Here is an 18,824-nt window from a genome sequence, read left to right as displayed (position 1 = left end):
ATCACTCCTCCACCAGGGGAATCAACATGTTGGCGCGCAGCTCATCGCGCTCCAGAAAGGGGAAAAGGTCTTCCAGAGGACTTGAAACCATGACGCCGTTATGTTCGATTCGCGACGTTATCCGTGGACCAATTGCCTGATCAGGCTCAACCATGACCTCACAGACCACAGGCCCGTCGAGCGCCAGAGCCTGCTCAATGGTAGAGCGCAAATCACCGGTGCCATCTACCTGCATAACCGGCAGACCGAAAGCTGCAGCCAGCGCCGAGATATCTGGCAAGGTCAAGCCAGAGGCCGGATCGCAGCCTATGATCTGTTTGAAATACCCACCCTGAGATGCCCGAATCGAAGCATAACCATTGTTGTTGAGAACAAAATACTTAATCGGCAGCTTCAGGCGCCGGACCACTTCCAGCTCCTGAATATTCATCACAAAGCCGCCATCACCATCAATTGAAACCGTGCGACGCCCGCCGCTGCCCAGGCAGCCGCCGATGGACGCCGGCAGACCATAACCCATGGAGCCCAGCCCCCCAGTGGCCACCGCACGTTGCCCCCGCTTCAGGCGCAGCGCCAGCCAGAAGGTGTCCAGCGCCGCGCCAGAACTACCTGGGATGATCTGGTCTCCCTCGGACATCAACTCAGAGAGCAGCTCGGTAAATACATAGGTATTGACGTAGGCGCCCGCCTGCCGATACTCGGGCAACACCACCGCATAAGCCTCCTTCCAGGCAGCGCAGCGTGCACGCCATGCCTCGCAGTCCAGCGACCCGCCGTCATTGATACTGTGCAATTGCTTAATGAACTCTTTTGCATCACAGACAAAACTCTCATCCGGCATGTCGCCCAGCTTCAGTATCTCTGCCGGATCGATATCAACCACCACTATCTCAGCTGCGCGAGCAAAATGGGCGCGATTGAAGCCGGTGATGGAAAAATCCATCCGACAGCCGATGGCGATCACCAGGTCGGCATTCTGCACTGCAAAGTTCGGTCCGCGAGGTGCCACCGTGCCGCACCGTCCGACGTAAAGCGGATGCCCATGCTCCAGCAGGTCGGCACCAATCCAGGTCGTCAGCGTCGGGATACCCAGATCCTCGATCAACTGGCGCAGCTCAACTTCCGCCCCGGCGGCATGCACGCCATTGCCCACTAACAGTACCGGGCGCTGGGCAGCCCGCAGCCGGCCCATCAGACGCGCCAGTGCGGCCTCCTCGGGCCAAAGCGAGGCTTCTGCCTGTTCCGGCACGAACCCCTCCAGTTCCTGAGGATCTATCTCGGTTGCCTGCACATCCAAAGGCACGTCAATCCAGGCCGGTCCCTTGCGGCCACTGAGCATCAGATGCAGCGCTTTCTCTAATTCATAGCGCACGCGCAACGGATCCAGCAGGCAGACCGCGTATTTGCTCAGCGGCCCAGCGACACTGACAATGTCGAGTTCCTGAGTACCCAGTTGGCGCAGGCCAGTGTTGCCTTTCAGGTCCGCACGTTTGACCTGCCCGGACACGAAGAGCGTCGGGGTCGACTCGAACCACGCCCCGGCCAGCCCCGTCATGGCGTTGGTGGCCCCCGGCCCGGAGGTCACCAGGCATACCCCGAGGCCACCAGACGTACGCGCGTAGCCCTCCGCAGCAATAGCGGCGCCCTGTTCGTGCAACATGCTCACAGGCGTCAGATCAGTCCGGCGATACAGCGCATTGTTCAAATGCATGGCACCACCACCAGGCAGGAAAAAAATGTGGTTAACGCCCTGTCTGGCGATGAAATCAAAGATGTAATCGGCAACACGCATGGAATTGGTACTCATACCGGTAATGGGGCGGGGATACGATCAGCAGGAACCGCGTAGAGAACCAGGTCCCAACCATCACTGACATGGGGGCAAAGACTGTAGCGGTAGCCCTCGTGGTATTCGTGCAGCTGCAGCAGAATGCGCCATAGGTGGTTCTGTTCGTGGTAGACGCTCACCGCGATCAGCGGCTGGAGCTCGGCAATCAGCCGACGGCCACCGGCGAGACATTGAGGTTCGTGGCCTTCGATGTCGATCTTGATGAAAGTAGGGAGCATGCCCTGGGCCGCAAGGTGGTCCAAAGTAGTCATGGGCACCCGCTCGTCACCCATACCAACCCTGGACGAGGGGCCGTTAGTCGCTTCAATCAGCACTCCGCCAACGTTGTCGCCGACCGCCAGGCGGTGGACATACAGGTCGGGGCGCGCCAGTCGCTTCAGGCAAGTCTGCAGCTCGGCGAAGTTACGTGCCACTGGCTCGAAGCAATGATACTCGCGGTAGCCGCGACCGCTGGCCAGATAGCCCTCCATTGTATCGCCGTTGAAGGCGCCCAGGTCGAACACTACCTCCTCGGCGAAATCGGTACTGAACCGGGCGTCAAAGTAAATCTGCAGCGGCGAAGAGACCGGCAGCAGATCGTGATCCAGATGCAGCCGCCACTCGACATGGTCAACGAACAGCCGACGCGAAGTCTCATCTCCCAGCAGAGCGAAGGCGCGGCGGATAGCATCAGCCTCCGGCACCACGTACTCTGGCAAATCCATACAATAGTGTGGCAAGAAATCCTGCGGATACCGCCAAGCCAGGTGCCCAAACAGTGCGATGCGTTTAAACCCCAACTCACGCAGCGGTTTAAGTCGATCTTCCATGCAATCGTGGATATGGCCACTCCAGATGGTACATATCACTGCTGGCAGCTCGCCGCTCCATTGATCGACTAACTGCGCGGGGCTATACACCGGCACCGATTCGATATAGGTCCCCCACAGTGCCGGATTGTTATCCATGAGGGCGCAAGGGGCCAAGCCCTTTTCCTTCAGAACCATCAGAGCCTTGCGACCAAGGTGGCTGGCTCCAAACAGTGCGAAGGGACGGTCGAGGCCTCCTATCAGGCGCTCCAGAGTAGTGGCCTGGCGCTCGCGGATGGACTCCAACGGCTCGCATAGCAACGACTCCAAACGCTGGGTGAGATCGTCGGTATTCATAGATGGAGCCTCATAATGATTGCAAGTAGACCAGGGCCGCCCAGAAACCCGCACCGTGGTCCTTGTGGCCCTGCCAGACTTCGGGAATGAAGCTGGCATCTGCCTCCCTGATCTGCGCCCAGGTCGCCGGCCAGTCGACATCTCCAGTACCCATCAACACACCCTCGCCATTGGTGCCCTTGGCATCCGCCACGTGCAGATGCGCGGACAACGGCAGCAGGCGCCGCAACGCGGCCTGAAAATCCAGCTCAAAGTGAAAGCAGGTCATCTGCAGATGGGACAGGTCCAGACACAGGCGCAAACCAAGGGCCTCTGCCTTCTGCGCCAGTTCGTCCGGCATCATGAAGATATTCTGATGCCGCTGTCCGCCGAAGTGCCACGGGAACGGCGCCATGTTCTGTGGGATCAGTTCAGTGGGGCCAAAATCAATTTGCGCGCAGGACTCGCTGAAACGCTGGTACAGCATCTCGCGCCGCGCGACGGGAAGAGGAGCGTCGGCGGAGAAACCACCCACATTGGCCACGATCAATTGCGCGTCAGCCTGAGGAAAGAAGGCGGCAATACGTTGCGTCGCATCGACAACACGTTGCAGGTTGGCGATTGAACGCTGGCGGTACGCTTCGTCATCTGCCACCAGGTCAAGCAGCTCACTGTTCTCGAACAGCTCAGGCGCATGCACGACCAGACGGCTGCATGCCACCGGCTTGAGATAGGGCTCGGGGTCAACCGACAAATCACGATAGGACAGATGAAACTCGTATAGATCCGGTGCTATGCGCGAATGATACTGCAGAAAATCATGGTAGCGCACAGGAACGCCCCAACGAACCGGCAAATCAAATTTCAAGGTCTTCTGCTCGGCGCCGTCAATATCGCTTTCAAACAGAAAATCTCCCTGCTCAATGTCACGACAGGCGCTCCGGCCAAGCAGGTCTGCCAGGCGATAAGGTGCCAGGCCCTGACCGGGACTCGCGACGCGCAGCTTGTCCTGGGTGAATACATCGCCAGATTTGATCGCAGTCACGGCAATCACGCTCTTGCCAAGGTTTTCGCGATTCAGCAGCTCGCCCTGACTGACCTGGCGCCGCATGCCCGGGCAGGGCAATGCCTTTTCCAACTGACGCACACCCTCCACCAGCTGTCTGAATTCTGCAGGCTCAAGGCTGGCCAGGTGGTCCGGACCTTCCATACCGCGATCGAGCGTGATGTGTCGCTCGATCAGCTTGGCACCCAGCGCCACTGCGGCTAGCGAAATGGCGATACCCCGCTCATGGCCGGAGTAGCCGATCAAGCCGTGCAGTTCACGCATGCGCCCGATGTAGTTGAGCTGGATATCGGTTTCCGGGGCTGGATAGGCACTGTTGCAGTGCAACAATGCGAAGGGAACATCCAGCTCACTCAACTGAGCGATAGCAGCAACGACCTCATGCTCGAATGACATACCCGTGGAGAGAATCATGGGCTTGCCCAGGGAGGCTGCCTTGGCGATCAGATAGGGGTTGCAAAGGTCTGCCGAGGCCAGCTTGACGGCCGGGAGATCAAAGTCGGCAAGCGCGTCGACGCTGGACTCATCCCAGGGTGTGCAGAGATAAAGCATGTCCTTGCTGGCGCAATAGTCGCGCAGATCACGATGCTCCGCCAGCGTCAGTTCTACCTTGTCCAGCAGATCCTGGATGTACTCCACACCCAGGTCCTCAGCCCGGGAGCCATCTGCCTTGCTACGATACAGCGCGGCCCGGTCACGCAGCTGGAACTTGACGCAGTCGGCACCTACGGCAATGGCGGCGTCGACCAGCTCTTTGGCCAGCGGCAGCGAGCCGTTGTGATTATTACCCACCTCGGCAATCACGAAGACCTGGTCGCCGCCGACAGTGAAGCCACCGACATCCATCACTGCGGGAGTCATTGTATTTTCGTTCGCCATGAAGTCACGCCACTCGATTCAAATCGGAAATTGGTTGTCGCACAGCCCAGTTCATTCACCGCACGGACCACCGCCTGTCGATGCTGAGGCTGCACATAAAACAGGAAGAAACCGCCGGCTCCGGCGCCAAGCAACTTGCCACCAAGCGCACCTGCCGCTTGAGCGATGGCATAGATTTCATCCAGTTTGGCGTCGCTCACTGCAGACGAAAACTGCTTCTTCAGCATCCAGGCCTCGTGCAGACACAAACCGAAGTCGTGGAGTTCACAGCGTATCAGGTGCCGATGCATGCGCCGGCAGAGCGTCACACTTTCGCGCAGCAGATCAGTTTGCGACAACTCCGCTTCCATCTCTTGGCGCTGCCTTTCGTGCAGTTGCCCCGAATTATGAACAAGGCCGGTGTCGCAGAGCACCAGGCAAGCTTCCAGCTCGAAACGGGCCGCGTCTTCGAGGCGAATCGGGTGTACCAGATTGCGCTTATTTTCGAACTCAATAAGATTAAAACCGCCGAAAGCTGACGCATACTGGTCCTGCCAACCCCCAGCAATGCCGAAGCACAAACGTTCAGCCTGAAACGCCAGCTCGGCAATTTCATAGGTATTCCAGCGATCCTGCCGCAGCTCGTTGAAAGCGGCAATGATTGCCGTGGTGGCTGCAGATGAGCCGCCCAACCCAGATCCCACCGGAAAATCCGAGCGCAGATAGAGATCAAAGCCGTAAGCAGGGCGAATCACCGAAACGATGGTGCCGAGCAGGCTCTTGTTTTCGCTCACTAGCAACTGGGCCAAGCTATCGTAGTGTTCTTCACATCCCAGATCTTCGGAAAAGATATGCACGCTGGCGTCATCCCGTGGGACCAGGGTGGCGTGCGCATACAGACCCACCGTACAACTCAGTACGGCTGCAGGATGATCAACAAAGAAATAGGTCAAATCCGCCCCACCACCACAAAAGCTCATGCGCACCGGTGCGCGGGCGCGCGCCAGTACAGGCACTTCAGGGCTCGCCGTCATCTGGCGGGTGTAGATTTCTTGTAGACGACCTTGCGCATCCAGCCCAGGCAGAGCATTGAAGCCGAGGTCGAAGGTTTTCAGTAACTGTTCGCGCGTCGCCCCGACCTCAACTGCACGGAAGTTGCTGTTCATGCAGGCAACCACCGGCAGCTTGGTATCGCCGCCCTGCAACAAATAGCGCCGCACGTCGCCGTTGGTCACCACCCCCACCAACCGCTGGTCCGACTCGACGACGAAAGCGATCTGCAAATCACCCGATTCGATGCACTTGACCGCATCGAGGATAGATTGCTCGGACCCTACCGTGAGCGTTTCCAATAGGCGGCTCATCGCGACGGACTCCATTGCTCTGATTGTGTGAAGGCAGCCAGAGAGGATGGCGTGCCGATATCGACAAAGGGGCCGTCGTAGTGAACGGCGAACAACTGCTCGCGTTCGATCAGCCCGGGCAGGATATCCAGTTCCATCGAGCAGGCACGCGGGTGCTCCGCAGCCAGCGCGTCAGCAGTAAAACAGTAGACACCGGCATTGACCGGCCCAGCGCCTGCGCTGCCCTTCTCGCACAAGGCAAGGACCAGCCCGTCGTCATTGATACACAGGCTACCGTAACGCGTACGCTCCGCAACATCGGCGGCCAGAATCAAATTACGCTTGCCATCAGCAAGCAAGGAAAAGGCCTCGCTGCTCAGGTAGGTATCGGCATTGAGGACTAGATAAGGCTCATCAACCGGCCAGTACTGCAGCGCATGCAGCAAAGCTCCCCCGGTACCCAGCGGTGATTCCTCCACCACCAAGTGCAGGCGCAATTCGGCTCGCTTGGCCAGGGACTCAAGCAGGCTTTGCAACTGATCTGCCCGATGTCCGGCACAGAGCACCACTTCCTCAATCCCGGCCGCCCTGAGCTCCTTCAATACCAGTAGCAGAAAGGGCTCGCCCTGAACATCTACCACCGCTTTCTGTCCACCCTTTGTCACAGACTGCAAACGCGTGCCCAGGCCACCACACAGCACATAGGCGCGCATCAGATGATCCTCGCGAAAAAGGTTTCTATGCTGCTGGCAATGTGCTCCAGATGCTCCTCGCTGAGACCAGGCCAGACGCCTACCCAAAAGGTGTCGCGCATAACCTTCTCGGTTACCGGAAGCGATCCGGCCACACGAAAATTGCGACCCTGCATGTAAGGCTGACGGACCAGGTTACCGGCGAACAGCAAGCGAGTTCCGACGCCCTGGGCATCAAGAAAACGGAGCAGGTCGACACGCTGATGGCGCTCCCCATCACGCAACGTGAGCGGAAAGCCGAACCAGGACGGATCACTGTTGGGCGTCGCCTCGGGCAGAATCAGATAGTCGCTGCTGGCGCTCAGTCGCTCATGTAGCCAAGCGAAATTGCGCTTGCGCGCCGTGATGAAATCATCCACCTGGTCCATTTGCGCCAAAGCGCAGGCCGCCTGCATATCCGTGATCTTCAGGTTGTAGCCCAGATGTGCGTAGGTGTATTTGTGGTCATAGCCTTCGGGCAATCCGCCCAGTTGCCAGCCGAAGCGCTTCCCGCAGGTATTGTCTTCTCCAGGCGGACAGTAGCAGTCGCGTCCCCAGTCGCGGAAGGACTCCATGATACGTTTGAGCAACGGCTTATCGGTAAAGACGGCACCTCCCTCTCCCATGGTGATGTGGTGCGCCGGATAAAAGCTCAAGGTGCCAATGTCTCCGAAGGAGCCCACCATTCGGCCATTATAGGTGGCGCCCAGGGCATCGCAACAATCCTCGACCAGCCACAGCCGGTACTTGTCACACAACGCCCGGACCACGCCAAGGTCAAAGGGATTGCCCAAGGTATGAGCCAGCATTATCGCCTTGGTACGCGGCGATATGGCCGCCTCGATCAGTGCCGGATCAATATTGCAGGTCACCAGATCAACATCCACAAAGACCGGCACCGCACCGCACTGAATAATCGGATTTACCGTAGTTGGAAAGCCCGCAGCAACGGCGATAACCTCATCACCGGGAACAATCGCCCTCTCGCCCAGGCGCGGTGAAGTCAATGCCGAAAACGCCAGCAGGTTGGCCGACGAGCCAGAGTTGGTGGTCAACACGCTGCGTCGTCCGAGGTATTTGGCCAGACGTTTCTCAAAGGCGTCATTAAAACGCCCGGTGGTCAGCCAGCCATCCAGCACAGCCTCAGTCATCATCTGTAGCTCGCCAGCACCGATCACCTTCCCCGAGGGCGGCACCAGCGAGCTGCCGGGAATAAACGGTGTGGGCGCCAGGCTGAGCTCGGCATACTCCTTCACTTTTATCGCTATTTCTTCACGCAATTGCTGCTTGCGGGCATCACTCATACTGACTCGCCTTGATGGAGGGCTATCTGTTGAAGGCAGAGCGCCTGCAAGTCATCACCCTTGCGCCAGGCGCTGTGCCAGTCGAGCGTTCGCTGCAGTGCCATGTCGAGAGTCCAGTGCGGGCGCCAGGCCAGCTGACTACGGGCACGGGACGAGTCCAGCGCAAGCACTCCGGCTTCATGCGGTTGACTGGCCTCGACGCATCGCCAACGTGCTTGATCGTACGTCCAGAGCGCTGCCATTCGAGCCACCACCGACTCCACGCTGACAACACTGTCATTGTCCGGTCCGAAGTTCCAGGCGCTGGGACCGCTCGTCCCCACAGCCAGCAAATACTCCGCCAGCTTCAAATAACCGCTCAGGGGCTCCAGCACATGTTGCCACGGACGGGTGGCCCCGGGGTAGCGCAAGGTCAGTTCCTCACCCGCGTCCCAGGCACGCAGCACATCTGGCAGCAGCCGTTCCGCACCCCAGTCGCCTCCGCCTATTACGTTGCCCGCGCGGGCTGTTGCCAGTGCCACTCCCGCTGGAGTAAAAAACGCATCGCGGTAGCTCGCACATACCAGTTCTGCGCAGGCTTTGGAGTTGCTATAGGGGTCGAATCCGCCAAGTCGATCGGTCTCGCGGTAGGGCCATTGCCATTCCTGATTCTCGTAGCACTTGTCTGTGGTTACCACGACGATGGCCTTGACCGACTCGGTTTGGCGCAATGCTTCCAGCAGATGCACTGTGCCCATGACATTGGTCGAATAGGTTTCTACCGGATCACGGTAGGAGGCACGTACCAGCGGTTGCGCCGCCAGGTGGAAGACAATCTCCGGCGCAAACGCCAGCACCTTGTCGGTCAGCGCTGATTGATCGCGTATGTCGGTAAAACTGCCATCCACACAACTTGCAAGACCTGCGGTGCTCCACAGTGAGGGTTCGTTTTCAGGAGCCAGGGCAATACCGTATACCTCGGCGCCGAGGCTCCGCAGCCAGATGGCCAGCCAACTGCCCTTGAAACCCGTATGACCAGTCAACAGCACCCGCCGATCAGTCCAGAAATCAGTGTTCACTCCCATAAGCGCCACTCCGCGTTGCCACTGGCCCAGCGCTCTTCCAGAAAATTGCGGTCACGCAGCGTATCCATGGGCTGCCAGAAGCCCCGATGAAAATGGCACATCAGCTCACCATCGCTGGCCAGCTGGCGCATGGGCTCGAACTCCCAGGTTGTGCTGTCATCAGCGATATAGTCGAGTGCCGCTGGTTCCAGCACAAAAAAGCCGCCATTGATCCAGCCGCCATCACCGAGCGGCTTTTCCTGAAAGCCATTGACCTGGTTACCCTTAATATCCAGAGCACCGAAACGGCCCGGGGGCTGCACAGCAGTAACAGTCGCAAGTTTGCCGTGCCTACGATGAAATGCGATTAGCTCAGGAATATTGATGTTGGATACACCGTCCCCGTAGGTAAAGCAGAAGCTCTCGTCACCCAGGTAGTCACGCACTCGCTTGAGACGCCCGCCCGTGCTGGACATCTCACCGGTATCAACCAATGTCACACGCCAGGGTTCTGCATGCCGCTGGTGAATGTGCATGCGATTCTCCGACATGTCGAAGGTCACATCCGACATATGCAGGAAGTAGTTGGCAAAATACTCCTTGATGACATATCCCTTGTAACCCAGGCAGATCACGAAGTCGGTAATCCCGTAATGCTGGTAGATTTTCATGATGTGCCAGATTATCGGCTTGCCACCCACCTCAATCATGGGCTTGGGCTTGAGATGCGACTCCTCGCTGATTCTGGTACCGAGACCACCAGCCAGAATGACTGCCTTCATTGTTCAATCCTTATTCTGAGGCTACTGATCGCCAACATCTTGGCATATTGTTGACTAAGAGGACGTTACCCGAGTCTGAGCAAGAATCTTGCCAATCGAAATCATTTTGCTATCAGCGCCTCTGTCTGACAACACGGGGCGCAAACGAGCCCCGGTCAATCAGGCGCAAATAGATCCATTTGCCCTCACCACAGCCCTGTATCAAACTATCGCCAATATCGGCGAACCCCCTTCGGATGGGTGCCGAATGCGAGGAGCAAGCATGGGTTTGAGATTCCTAATCACCGGCGGCGCCGGCTTCATAGGCTCCGCCGTGATCCGCCACCTTCTGGCGAACACTGTGCAGGTCGTCGCCAACGTCGACAAGCTTACCTACGCTGGCAACCTCGACTCACTCGCCGAGTTTGCGGGCAGTGACCGCTACAACTTCCATCAATTGGACATATGCGACCAGGCGGCAATGTCGAAGCTCATGTCCGCATTCCAACCAGATGTGGTGATGCACCTGGCGGCTGAGTCGCACGTAGACAGGTCGATTGATGGCCCATCCGATTTCATCCAGACAAATATCGTCGGCACCTACAGTCTGCTTGAGGCTGCCCGAGCCTACTGGCAAACGCTGGACAGGTCTCGCCAGACATCCTTCCGCTTCCACCACGTCTCGACTGATGAAGTGTACGGCGATCTGCATGGCGTCGAAGCGCTGTTTACAGAAGAAACGCCCTATGCGCCCAGCTCACCCTACTCGGCGACCAAGGCGAGCTCAGACCATCTGGTTCGAGCCTGGCAGCGCACTTACGGGTTACCTGTTGTTATCACCAACTGTTCGAACAACTACGGACCCTACCACTTCCCCGAGAAACTGATTCCCCACATGATCCTCAACGCGATCCAGGGCAAGCCGCTGCCGGTGTACGGCGATGGCGGGCAGATTCGGGACTGGCTCTATGTAGAGGACCACGCTCGCGCACTGGTGGAGGTGGCGACACGTGGCCGGGTGGGAGAAACTTACAACATCGGCGGGCACAACGAGAAACGCAATCTGGAAGTGGTCGAGACGCTGTGCACGCTGCTCGACGAACTGGCCGCAGATGAGAGACCCGCGACCCTGGAAAGCTATAAAGAGCTGATCACCTTTGTGAAGGACCGCCCAGGGCACGATCAGCGCTATGCGATAGATGCGTCAAAGATCCAGCGCGAGCTCGGCTGGGTTCCGCGCGAAACGTTTGATTCCGGGATCCGCAAGACCGTAGAGTGGTATCTGATCAATCGTGCCTGGTGGCAGCGCGTACTCAGTGGTGACTATCAGCTCGCCCGTCTGGGGGCAGCAGAATATGCTACCGCCACAGTGGAAAAGGATTAACCAATATGAAAGGCATCATTCTGGCAGGCGGATCGGGCACCCGCCTTCATCCGATTACACGGGGCGTATCCAAGCAACTGCTGCCGATCTACGACAAACCGATGATCTACTATCCCCTGTCGGTGCTGATGCTTGCCGGCATTCGGGAGATTCTGGTCATCTCGACGCCGGAGGACCTGCCCAGCTTTCGCAAGTTACTCGGTGATGGATCGGATTTTGGCATCAGTCTGGAATATGCCGAGCAACCTTCACCAGACGGCCTGGCCCAGGCCTTTCTGATTGGTGAGCATTTTATCGGCGACAGCAATGTGTGCCTGATCCTGGGCGACAATATTTTCTATGGTTACGGCTTCAGCGCGATGCTCAAAGAGGCCGCAGCTCGCAGCTCGGGTGCCACTGTGTTCGGCTATCACGTGAGCGACCCGGAACGCTTCGGCGTGGTGGATTTCAACGCTGAAGGCCGTGCTATCTCTATCGAAGAAAAGCCAGCCGTTCCCAAATCCAACTACGCGGTGACCGGTCTGTATTTTTACGACAACGACGTGATAGAAATCGCCAGAAACATCAAGCCATCACCGCGCGGCGAACTGGAGATCACCGACGTGAACAGTGCCTATCTGGAACGAGGAGATCTCAACGTCAGTCTGCTGGGACGGGGATTTGCCTGGCTCGACACCGGTACCCATGAGTCTCTGATGGATGCCGGCCAGTTTGTGCAGACCATTGAAGCGCGCCAGGGTTTGAAAGTCGCCTGTCTTGAGGAAATCGCGTTCAATCAGGGCTGGTTGTCGGCTGACAAACTGAAAGCCCAGGCCCAGGCACTCAGCAAAACAGGCTACGGCCAGTATCTGAGTAAAGTCCTCGCCCAGGGGCCGAGCAATGAAGATTATTGAAACAGCACTGCCTGGCGTTTTCATTATCGAACCCACCGTATTTGGCGATGAGCGAGGTTTCTTCCTGGAGAGCTTTCATGCCGAGCGTTATCGTGACGCCGGAATGGATATGGCATTTGTGCAGGACAATCATTCGCGTTCCAGAAAAGGCGTGCTTCGCGGTCTGCATTTCCAACGCCTACATCCCCAGGGGAAACTCGTACGTGCCAGCCGAGGCTCGATATTTGATGTTGCCGCAGACATCGACCCCGCCTCCCCTAGCTTCGGTCAGTACGTCGGCGTTACGCTATCAGACGAGAACCATCGCCAGATGTGGATCCCACCGGGTTATGCCCACGGATTCTGCGTACTGAGTGAGGTGGCTGATTTCGAATACAAGTGCACCGACCTGTATTACCCCGAGGATGAAGGCGGGGTGCTGTGGAGCGACCCTGATCTGAACATTCAGTGGCCCATTACGGAGCCTCTGCTTTCAGCCAAGGATCTGGCGCTGCCGTCACTCGCTGACCTGGCAAAACACGCCAGATGAGGGTCCTGCTCACAGGCGCCTCAGGGCAGGTTGGCCATGAAATCGAACGCCTGACCCCGACTGGCTTCGAGCTTCTGGCACGAACGTCTTCCCAGCTGGGTATAACGGACGCCAGTGCAGTGCAAACAGCAGTATCAGAATATAAACCCGCCATCATCATGAATGCCGCTGCCTACACCGCAGTGGATCAGGCCGAAAGCGAGTCAGAACGCGCCTGGAGCGTTAATCAAATAGGGCCTGCCAATCTGGGCAAGGCCGCACAGAGTGTCGGCGCTGTTGTTTTTCATCTGTCGACGGATTACGTATTCGCAGGTGATCTGAATCATGCGTACAGGGAAACAGACTCCACAGGACCCACCGGGGTCTACGGTGCCAGCAAGCTGGCAGGCGAGCAGGCGCTCCTGGCTCAGCTGCAAAGATCGCTGATCCTGCGAACCAGCTGGGTATTCGGCGTACACGGCAAGAACTTCGTCAAGACCATGCTCAAACTGAGTAATGAGCGGGAAGAGTTGAGGGTTGTCGCGGACCAGAGAGGTTGTCCGACGTCGGCAGCGAGCATCGCCAACTGCCTCTGGGAACTGGCAGTGCGTTATCAGAAAGCCGGGGATCTTCAGTGGGGCACCTACCATTTTGCTGGTTCGCCAGCCTGTACCTGGCATGACTTTGCTCAGGAAATCCTCAACAGAGCCCTTCAGTCAGGACTGCTCGACAAGCTGCCCGCCTTACGTCCGATCACAACGCAGGACTATCCAACTCCCGCCCAACGCCCAGCGTTCTCTGTACTGGATTGTTCGCTGATTCAAAATACCTTTGGCATCTGTCAGCCCGACTGGCGAGTCGACCTGGATAAATTATTGGAAGAGCTGAGGCAGGATTAGTCTGGGGAAGGAGCGCGCGGGCCGAAGGAGTGCTGACCGGGGTCCTACGTTTTGAATATGAGAGGCGCCCGCGAGCATCCGAGTCCCGGTTCGGTCGGGGTGAGCTCTGCTGGCGCTGCTGTCGAGGTGGAACTCGACAATTCCCAGGTACCGGACTTCATGGAAAATCCATCGCCAGCCTGAGCAATTGCAGCGTGGCGTGAAAGAAAAGGCACAGGCCGGGAGGGGCATCCTGTGAGTGGTCGAGTTCCATCTCGGCCAGGCGTGTCGAGCCAGACAACCGCCTGGCCCGGGGAAACTCAGGACCCAGACAGCTCTGAAGATTCATACTCGCGAATCATGCCAACCAACTGGTCCTTGAGGCTGAGACGCTGCTTCTTGAGATTCTCCAGGTGCTCATCAGAGCAGTTCTCTGCACCTGTTTCAAATCGATGCACCGCATGATCAACCTCATGGTATTCCTCAAACAGCTTTGCGAAGTGATTGTTACTGGTTTTCAGCTGGTGAATCGCTTCTTTTGCTTCGGGCATTTCGTGAATCAGATCGTGCTTTTCCAATGACATGCAGACAGCCTCTGTGGTTGGGGTGGATAACTCTTCACCACTATCAGCCATTTGCACTCATCCAGCTGTTGATCCTGATCAAGGAAGCAGTGATTGGAGCAAGGATACAGCGTGACAGTTAGGTGAAAGTCGATCAGCGGCAGGCAACTGAAATGCCGCTGACATCCGCATGAGGTTAGCTGTGACAAAACCCAGCTGATGTCATGAGGTGAACCATGTATGCCGAAAAATCCGTTGTTCGCGTGCATCGCGACCTGAAAGTCCACACAACGCTCTATCCCAACCCGCGCACCAGCGCGACCATCATTCTGGTCAATGGCTCATTGGCGACCAGCGCTTCGTTCAGTCAATCAGCGCGTTATCTGCAGCCATTGTTCAACGTGGTGCTGTTTGATCAGCCCTATCAGGGTCAGTCGAGGCAATACAATCCCGGCATGCCGTTGATCGACAAGCAGGATGAAGCGCTGATTCTGCTGGATCTTATCGAATTGTTTCGTGCTGACCATGTGCTGGCGTTTTCCTGGGGCAGTGTGGCGACTCTGCTGGCGCTGGCGCAACGGCCAGAACGGATACGCAGTGCGGTGATCAGCTCCTTTTCACCTGTGCTCAATCCCGCCATGCAGTCCTATCTGGATCGTGCACAACACAGCCTGGCCGCGTGTGACCGGCAGGCAATCGGTGACCTGATCAACGGGACTATTGGCGAGCACCTTCCCTCACTGTTCAAGCGCTGCAACTTCAGACATGTAAGCTCCCTGGAAGAGTTCGAATACGCCCAGATGCTGTTTCACGTGCGGCAGGTGCGCGAGCTGGACTCGGCGCAGTATATGAGTTGCGTGGGCAATATCGATGTGCCTTTGCTGTTCATCAACGGCGAGTGGGACCGCTATACCTCACCGGAAGATGCCAGGCATTTCCGGGCGCTGGCACCGCAGTCAGATTTTGCCACTATCGCGCATACCGGGCATTTTCTGGAGATGGAACACAAGACCGCGCTGCAGGATGTGCAATCGGTGGTTGAGAGATTCTTGTTGCGTGGACGTGTTGCCGAAGGGCAGCAGCCGCGGTTGGCGATGGCTGGGTAGCACTCAAAATCAAAATGGTTTACCGCGTTCGCGGGAATGACGATGGGGTCGGAAGCTGGGTAACGGCCGATACACCCGGGAGTGGCCGAGTTTCATCTAGGCCTTGGGCGCAGCTTTTCCCCTTTTGTCGAGGTGGAACTCGACACTCCCAGGACGGAGCTTGGCGACTTCCGGGAGTGGCAGAGCTCCATCTAGGCCTTGGGTGCAGCTTTTCCCCTTTTGTCGAGGTGGAACTCGACACTCCCAGGGCGGAGCTTGGCGACTTGCGGGAGTGGCCGAGTTCCATCTCGGCCTGTGTGGATTCAGGTTGCTTCGCTATCGAGCTGGAACTCGACGCTTTCCTGTTGGTAGTAGGTGCAAAGGCCAGGGCGCGAACGAGGTCCCGACCACTGAATCTGAATCACCAAACATGCTCAGTTGTCCGAATCGAAACCAGCCATGAATGCCGGCATCTGATCCGCCGGCATCGGCCTGGCATATAGATACCCCTGGGCCTGGTCACAGCCCAGGTTTTTAACCAGCTCATCCTGCTCTGGGGTTTCCACGCCCTCCACTACTACATTTAGGCCAAGCGAGTGCCCAACGGTAATAATGGCCTGCATGATGGCCAGGTCACTCTCGTTTTCCAATGCATGATGCAGAAAGCTCATATCAATCTTGAGGCTGCTGACCGGCAGCTTTCGCAAATACACCAGGGACGAATGACCAGTACCAAAATCGTCTATCGAAATGTGCACCCCGGCCTGTTTCAACCGCTCCAGCTGCCTTATTTGCGCTTCATCTCCCCCAAACACCTCGTTTTCCGTCAGTTCCACGCCCAGCTGGCCGGGGGTCAAGCCGTAATCGTGGAGCGTCTGCAGAATATGATCCGCCAGGTGCTGATTGATCAGTTGCTTGCCGGATAAATTAATATCCACCCGCAACGCCTCGAGTGCTGTGCCTTGCCAGGCCTTGAGCTGTTTGCAGGCCGACTGGATTACCCATTCACCAATACGATTGATCAGACCGGACTTCTCCGCTACGGGAATAAAAACGGCCGGGGATATGGCTTGAGATCGCTCGTCGAAACACCGTAGCAAGGCTTCGCAGGCTCCGATGCGCCCATTTCTCAAATCGACTTGCGGCTGAAAATAGAGCTGCAAACTATCAGTTACGATGGCGCGCTGCAGGATTGCAGTGACCTCCTGATATCGAATCAGACGCTCATTGATGTCTGAAGTATAAAAACACACACTGTTTTTACCCTTTTCCTTGGCCTGGTACATGGCTGCATCAGCATTGCCCATGAGTTCGGCCACCGTAGTGCCATCGGCCGGATACAGGCTGACGCCGAAACTGGCGGTTACCTGATAACAGTCTCCATCCAGAAAAAAGCCCTGATCGAGCTTAACGATCAGCCGTTTGAGGAGTTCATGAATACGCTCTGCACTATCGAGATCAAACAGCAGCAAAACAAACTCATCACCGCCAAAGCGGCTCAACAGATCATAGGTACGCACTTCGGTTTTCAGGGCTTCAGCAACGGCCTTCAGTAGCTCATCGCCATAATGGTGGCCCAGGGTGTCGTTGATCAGCTTGAAATTATCCAGATCGATAAACACCACTGCCAATGCGCGATTCATGCGGTCTGCTTCGGCCAGACGCTCCGACAATTCAAATTCCATCATTCGCCGGTTCGGCAATTGAGTCAAATCGTCGAAACTCGCCACCCTAATTAGCTCATCCCTGGCCTTTTTCTGCTCCTGCAAGGAAATGTCGATACAGAACATTTCACATTCGCCGGTATCCTGTTTGATCATGACATGACTGGAATAAACCGGGACGAGGTGACCCTCCTTGTGCTGCAGTTCGATTTCTGCCGCGGGAATGCTGACGTTGTTATCTAACCAACCCTGGTGGGCTTCTATTACGCCCTTGCGCATCTGGTCAGGAATGATCAAGTCTTCCAGCAACCGGCCGTGCGCTTCCTCCCGGGTATATCCGTAGAGGCGCCTGCTCGCTTCGTTCCAATAAATGACCTGGCGTTTTTTGTCGTAGCCCTGCACCGCGACCATGGGTAGGCTCTCGATCAGCTCATAGAACTTTTGTTCGCTCTGTACAACCGCCGTTGGTGAGGCGCTGGCCGATGTGGGCGATGCCGCAGGATCCTGTTTATCTGGCATGGTCTGTAACTCCGAAAACCTTCCGGACGATTGAGCTCGGGGCCAAAAGATCAGGGTCAGGTTTTGCGTTTTGCCTTCAGGTCGAACCGGGACGCTTAACAAATCTGCACATTTATCCAATGCGCCTCATGGATTAAATCAGACTGGATCCGTTTTGCGATATTTTCAAGTTTCATCGCCCTGCACCTGTTGCTGGTGAGAGGATCTGTGGGGAGCTTGGCTAGCTGGGTAGTGAGGGATACGCCCATTGAGCGCCGGGTGAGCGGGTTTCTGGTGCAACACTTTGATTTAAATTACCGGGAACGGCCGAGTTCCATCTCGGCCAGGGTGCTTTCAGCGCACATTTGATCGAGGTGGAACTCGACCCTCCCAAGGGCGATTACTGCGGATTCATCGAGTCAAATACAGTCGTTTCCCTGTCTGCAGCCGCTGCACGCATGGCAATCAGTTGTTTGATCTTGCGATGCGGGAAGACGTAGAACTGATCGTCTTCGACGGCCTTAAGTGTCATTTCGGCTACGTCTTGGGCTTTGACTCGGCCTTTTTCTACAGCTGCTTTGAGAGCCGCGGCGCGTTCCTGATCGATCGCGCTCGGAGCGAGCGTGTCGGCCATATCCGCAGGGCGGTTACGGGCTGAGTCGTGAATGCCGGTGGGGAAGAAAGCCGGGCACAGAACGGTCACACCAACGTTATTAGCGCCCACGTCATGCAAATCCAGCGCCAGCGTCTCGGAGATCGCCACGACAGAATGCTTGGTCGCGTTATAAACCGCCATGCTCGGGCCGTTTACCCAACCAGCGGCGGAGGCGACGTTGACGACATGGCCTTCGCCCTGCTCGATCATCATCGGGATAAAGGCCTTGAGACCCCAAGCTACTCCGTACATATTGACGCCAACCACCCATTCCCAGTCCGCCTGGGTATTCATCCATACGGGCCCGCCGACGCTGACACCGGCGTTATTGAACAATAGATGTGCGCCACCAAACCGGCTTTTTGCCAGATCAGCAAAAGTCTGAACCTGCTCTAGCTTGGAGACGTCCAAGCGCATGGTTACGGATTCAATACTGGAGTCCAACTCATTGACCTGATTCAGGGTTTCTTGCATGCCGGCTTCGTCGACATCCCCCAGTACCAGTTTCATACCCCGTGCGGCACAACGCAGCGCGAATTCGCGGCCCAGACCACTACCACCACCGGTAATGACCGCTACTTTACCTTTCAGGTTTTGCATGTGCTCTCTCCTTGTGG

16 protein-coding genes are annotated in these 18,824 nt (G+C 57.0%); 5 read left to right on the top strand and 11 right to left on the bottom strand.

Annotated elements, in window-relative coordinates; all coding sequences use genetic code 11:
- Nucleotide 1: 1 nt before the first annotated feature.
- From FZF01_RS12065 to rfbF, 8 genes are read right to left on the bottom strand one after another with little or no spacing between them, the layout of a single operon-like run.
- A complete protein-coding gene (locus tag FZF01_RS12065) occupies nucleotides 2–1,807 on the bottom strand; it encodes a thiamine pyrophosphate-binding protein (protein WP_223825495.1) in 1,806 nt (601 codons plus the stop codon).
- Nucleotides 1,804–2,994, bottom strand: coding sequence for an FkbM family methyltransferase (locus FZF01_RS12060; RefSeq protein WP_188434395.1), 1,191 nt, complete (start codon nucleotides 2,992–2,994; stop codon nucleotides 1,804–1,806). Before FZF01_RS12060 ends, FZF01_RS12065 begins: the two co-directional genes overlap by 4 nt.
- A 10-nt stretch (nucleotides 2,995–3,004) precedes the next feature.
- A complete protein-coding gene (locus FZF01_RS12055; protein ID WP_223825494.1) occupies nucleotides 3,005–4,918 on the bottom strand; it encodes an N-acetylneuraminate synthase family protein in 1,914 nt (637 codons plus the stop codon).
- The gene (locus FZF01_RS12050; RefSeq protein ID WP_223825493.1) at nucleotides 4,897–6,249 is read right to left on the bottom strand and encodes a GHMP family kinase ATP-binding protein; all 1,353 of its coding nucleotides are present in this window, start codon (nucleotides 6,247–6,249) and stop codon (nucleotides 4,897–4,899) included. The genes FZF01_RS12055 and FZF01_RS12050 overlap by 22 nt, the downstream gene beginning before the upstream one ends.
- 8 nt (nucleotides 6,250–6,257) lie before the next feature.
- Nucleotides 6,258–6,953 (bottom strand): sugar phosphate nucleotidyltransferase, encoded by a 696-nt coding sequence (locus tag FZF01_RS12045; RefSeq protein ID WP_150278423.1) that lies wholly within the window; start codon nucleotides 6,951–6,953, stop codon nucleotides 6,258–6,260.
- Complete coding sequence (gene rfbH / locus FZF01_RS12040; protein WP_150278422.1) at nucleotides 6,953–8,275, bottom strand: lipopolysaccharide biosynthesis protein RfbH; 1,323 nt, start codon at nucleotides 8,273–8,275, stop codon at nucleotides 6,953–6,955. Before rfbH ends, FZF01_RS12045 begins: the two co-directional genes overlap by 1 nt.
- Complete coding sequence (gene rfbG, locus FZF01_RS12035; protein ID WP_150278421.1) at nucleotides 8,272–9,339, bottom strand: CDP-glucose 4,6-dehydratase; 1,068 nt, start codon at nucleotides 9,337–9,339, stop codon at nucleotides 8,272–8,274. Before rfbG ends, rfbH begins: the two co-directional genes overlap by 4 nt.
- A complete protein-coding gene (rfbF, locus tag FZF01_RS12030; RefSeq protein WP_150278420.1) occupies nucleotides 9,330–10,100 on the bottom strand; it encodes a glucose-1-phosphate cytidylyltransferase in 771 nt (256 codons plus the stop codon). The genes rfbG and rfbF overlap by 10 nt, the downstream gene beginning before the upstream one ends.
- 262 nt (nucleotides 10,101–10,362) lie before the next feature.
- Here rfbF and rfbB point away from each other — a divergent pair, with 262 nt between their 5' ends.
- From rfbB to rfbD, 4 genes are read left to right on the top strand one after another with little or no spacing between them, the layout of a single operon-like run.
- Nucleotides 10,363–11,463, top strand: coding sequence for a dTDP-glucose 4,6-dehydratase (gene rfbB, locus FZF01_RS12025; RefSeq protein ID WP_150278419.1), 1,101 nt, complete (start codon nucleotides 10,363–10,365; stop codon nucleotides 11,461–11,463).
- Nucleotides 11,464–11,468: 5 nt separating this feature from the next.
- On the top strand, nucleotides 11,469–12,356 hold the full coding sequence (gene rfbA, locus FZF01_RS12020; RefSeq protein WP_150278418.1) for a glucose-1-phosphate thymidylyltransferase RfbA: 888 nt from the start codon (nucleotides 11,469–11,471) through the stop codon (nucleotides 12,354–12,356).
- Entirely contained in the window at nucleotides 12,343–12,885 is a 543-nt protein-coding gene (rfbC, locus tag FZF01_RS12015) for a dTDP-4-dehydrorhamnose 3,5-epimerase (protein WP_150278417.1), read from the top strand. The genes rfbA and rfbC overlap by 14 nt, the downstream gene beginning before the upstream one ends.
- Complete coding sequence (gene rfbD / locus FZF01_RS12010; RefSeq protein ID WP_150278416.1) at nucleotides 12,882–13,763, top strand: dTDP-4-dehydrorhamnose reductase; 882 nt, start codon at nucleotides 12,882–12,884, stop codon at nucleotides 13,761–13,763. The genes rfbC and rfbD overlap by 4 nt, the downstream gene beginning before the upstream one ends.
- Nucleotides 13,764–14,062: 299 nt before the next feature.
- Here rfbD and FZF01_RS12005 read toward each other — a convergent pair whose 3' ends face one another.
- Complete coding sequence (locus FZF01_RS12005; protein ID WP_223825492.1) at nucleotides 14,063–14,377, bottom strand: YdcH family protein; 315 nt, start codon at nucleotides 14,375–14,377, stop codon at nucleotides 14,063–14,065.
- A 164-nt stretch (nucleotides 14,378–14,541) separates the two neighbouring features.
- Between FZF01_RS12005 and FZF01_RS12000 the strand changes: the two genes are divergently transcribed.
- A complete protein-coding gene (locus tag FZF01_RS12000; RefSeq protein ID WP_150278415.1) occupies nucleotides 14,542–15,411 on the top strand; it encodes an alpha/beta fold hydrolase in 870 nt (289 codons plus the stop codon).
- A 413-nt stretch (nucleotides 15,412–15,824) separates the two neighbouring features.
- Here the strand turns inward: FZF01_RS12000 and FZF01_RS11995 are convergent, their stop codons facing one another.
- Nucleotides 15,825–17,573, bottom strand: coding sequence for a putative bifunctional diguanylate cyclase/phosphodiesterase (locus FZF01_RS11995; RefSeq protein ID WP_150278414.1), 1,749 nt, complete (start codon nucleotides 17,571–17,573; stop codon nucleotides 15,825–15,827).
- A 379-nt stretch (nucleotides 17,574–17,952) separates the two neighbouring features.
- Complete coding sequence (locus FZF01_RS11990; protein WP_188434396.1) at nucleotides 17,953–18,807, bottom strand: SDR family NAD(P)-dependent oxidoreductase; 855 nt, start codon at nucleotides 18,805–18,807, stop codon at nucleotides 17,953–17,955.
- Nucleotides 18,808–18,824: the final 17 nt, after the last annotated feature.

Source organism: Halopseudomonas salina (assembly GCF_008641105.1).
Note: the sequence above shows the minus strand (reverse complement) of the source record. Positions and strands in the feature narration are given on the sequence as shown.